The sequence below is a fragment of the Bifidobacterium sp. RTP21102st3_E2_RTP21102_210122 genome (assembly GCF_040916945.1).
In the GTDB taxonomy this organism is placed as follows: Bacteria; Actinomycetota; Actinomycetes; order Actinomycetales; family Bifidobacteriaceae; genus Bifidobacterium; species Bifidobacterium longum.
The window spans coordinates 1-2647 of the sequence record NZ_JBCPAN010000011.1 but is presented as its reverse complement, the minus strand read 5'-3'; the positions used below and the strand labels follow the sequence as shown (position 1 = coordinate 2647).

The following is a 2647-nucleotide window of genomic DNA, read 5'->3' as shown; positions in this document are numbered from 1 at the left end:
GGGCGGATTCGCACGGGGTTCCACGGGACCCGTGCTACTTGGGAGACGCGATCGGCAGACCATGCGCGTTCAGGTACGGGGCCCTCACCCTCTGCGGCCCGGTATTCAACCCGGTTCCCCTGACACATGGTTTTCTGCAACTGCCGGCCGGCCCGTCGGAGCCGGCGCACGCGATCCCGCAACACCCCGCGCGCAACCCCCGACGGGTATCACACGCGCAAGGTTTGGCCATCATCCGCTTTCGCTCGCCACTACTCACGGAATATCCTTTCCTGCAGGTACTGAGATGTTTCACTTCCCTGCGTACCCCCCGGCCGAAGCCGGTACCGACCCATGACGGTCGGTGGGTTCCCCCATTCGGAAATCCTCGGATCAAAGCCCTGTTGGCGGCTCCCCGAGGCATATCGCAGCCTCAAACGTCCTTCATCGGTCCTGTCTGCCAAGGCATCCACCATACGCCCTTGCAAGCAACACACACCACGAAAGTGCATGGCCGCAAGATTCCTCTAGCAAATTCCCAGACGACAAATCATCACACTAAAAATGATCACAAAACGATCGAAACGAACAATAGAGTTCGATTCGAAATCAACAGCAAAACAAAGATTCAAAAACTCTTGTTTTGCTCGCGTCCACTATCCAGTTCTCAAGCCACCACGCACCGCCACGCCATCGCGCCGGCACACGGCCGGCCCCCAGGCACGACGGGCATCGAATCGCGCCAGGCAAAAAGCCTGGGGTGGCGATCCGGGAGCCCAAAAGCGCATCCATACCACCCCGCACCCACCGCACGACCGGCAGGGCAAAGCCAACGACGTCTTCCACACCAGCAACCCCGCCGCCATCGCACCATGCGACGCGCGGGGCGCACACCGTCGGACGAACATCCGACTGAATTCTCCGTAGAAAGGAGGTGATCCAGCCGCACCTTCCGGTACGGCTACCTTGTTACGACTTAGTCCCAATCACGAGCCTCACCTTAGACGGCTCCATCCCACAAGGGGTTAGGCCACCGGCTTCGGGTGCTGCCCACTTTCATGACTTGACGGGCGGTGTGTACAAGGCCCGGGAACGCATTCACCGCGACGTTGCTGATTCGCGATTACTAGCGACTCCGCCTTCACGCAGTCGAGTTGCAGACTGCGATCCGAACTGAGACCGGTTTTCAGGGATCCGCTCCGCGTCGCCGCGTCGCATCCCGTTGTACCGGCCATTGTAGCATGCGTGAAGCCCTGGACGTAAGGGGCATGATGATCTGACGTCATCCCCACCTTCCTCCGAGTTAACCCCGGCGGTCCCCCGTGAGTTCCCGGCATAATCCGCTGGCAACACGGGGCGAGGGTTGCGCTCGTTGCGGGACTTAACCCAACATCTCACGACACGAGCTGACGACGACCATGCACCACCTGTGAACCCGCCCCGAAGGGAAGCCGTATCTCTACGACCGTCGGGAACATGTCAAGCCCAGGTAAGGTTCTTCGCGTTGCATCGAATTAATCCGCATGCTCCGCCGCTTGTGCGGGCCCCCGTCAATTTCTTTGAGTTTTAGCCTTGCGGCCGTACTCCCCAGGCGGGATGCTTAACGCGTTAGCTCCGACACGGAACCCGTGGAACGGGCCCCACATCCAGCATCCACCGTTTACGGCGTGGACTACCAGGGTATCTAATCCTGTTCGCTCCCCACGCTTTCGCTCCTCAGCGTCAGTAACGGCCCAGAGACCTGCCTTCGCCATTGGTGTTCTTCCCGATATCTACACATTCCACCGTTACACCGGGAATTCCAGTCTCCCCTACCGCACTCAAGCCCGCCCGTACCCGGCGCGGATCCACCGTTAAGCGATGGACTTTCACACCGGACGCGACGAACCGCCTACGAGCCCTTTACGCCCAATAATTCCGGATAACGCTTGCACCCTACGTATTACCGCGGCTGCTGGCACGTAGTTAGCCGGTGCTTATTCAACGGGTAAACTCACTCTCGCTTGCTCCCCGATAAAAGAGGTTTACAACCCGAAGGCCTCCATCCCTCACGCGGCGTCGCTGCATCAGGCTTGCGCCCATTGTGCAATATTCCCCACTGCTGCCTCCCGTAGGAGTCTGGGCCGTATCTCAGTCCCAATGTGGCCGGTCGCCCTCTCAGGCCGGCTACCCGTCGAAGCCACGGTGGGCCGTTACCCCGCCGTCAAGCTGATAGGACGCGACCCCATCCCATACCGCGAAAGCTTTCCCAGAAGACCATGCGATCAACTGGAGCATCCGGCATTACCACCCGTTTCCAGGAGCTATTCCGGTGTATGGGGCAGGTCGGTCACGCATTACTCACCCGTTCGCCACTCTCACCACCAAGCAAAGCCTGATGGATCCCGTTCGACTTGCATGTGTTAAGCACGCCGCCAGCGTTCATCCTGAGCCAGAATCGAACCCTCCACAAAAAAACCTCATGAAAAGCATCCGAATAGATGACTCTCAAAACAAAAATTGACGAGCACGTCCTTAAGGAAGGACGCCCTCAAAAAACCTCACCCCTCATCAAACCCTCCCGGGTACCCAACCACCACGACAGGCAATCAGGCGAGGAATGAACTGGCAATCATTGACTATAAAGAAGTAGTACAAACACGCTCTTGAGTTCTCAAACCACCACCAC

The 2647-nt window shown here is 58.7% G+C and carries 2 rRNA genes (1 of these 2 cut by a window edge); both read right to left on the bottom strand.

The window, feature by feature from the left end:
- A 23S ribosomal RNA gene (locus AB5287_RS09790) occupies window positions 1-475 on the bottom strand; its annotated part reaches 2687 nt to the left of the window's first position; the annotation flags it as partial.
- 431 nt (window positions 476-906) lie between these two features.
- Window positions 907-2432, bottom strand: a 16S ribosomal RNA gene (locus AB5287_RS09785).
- Window positions 2433-2647: the final 215 nt, after the last annotated feature.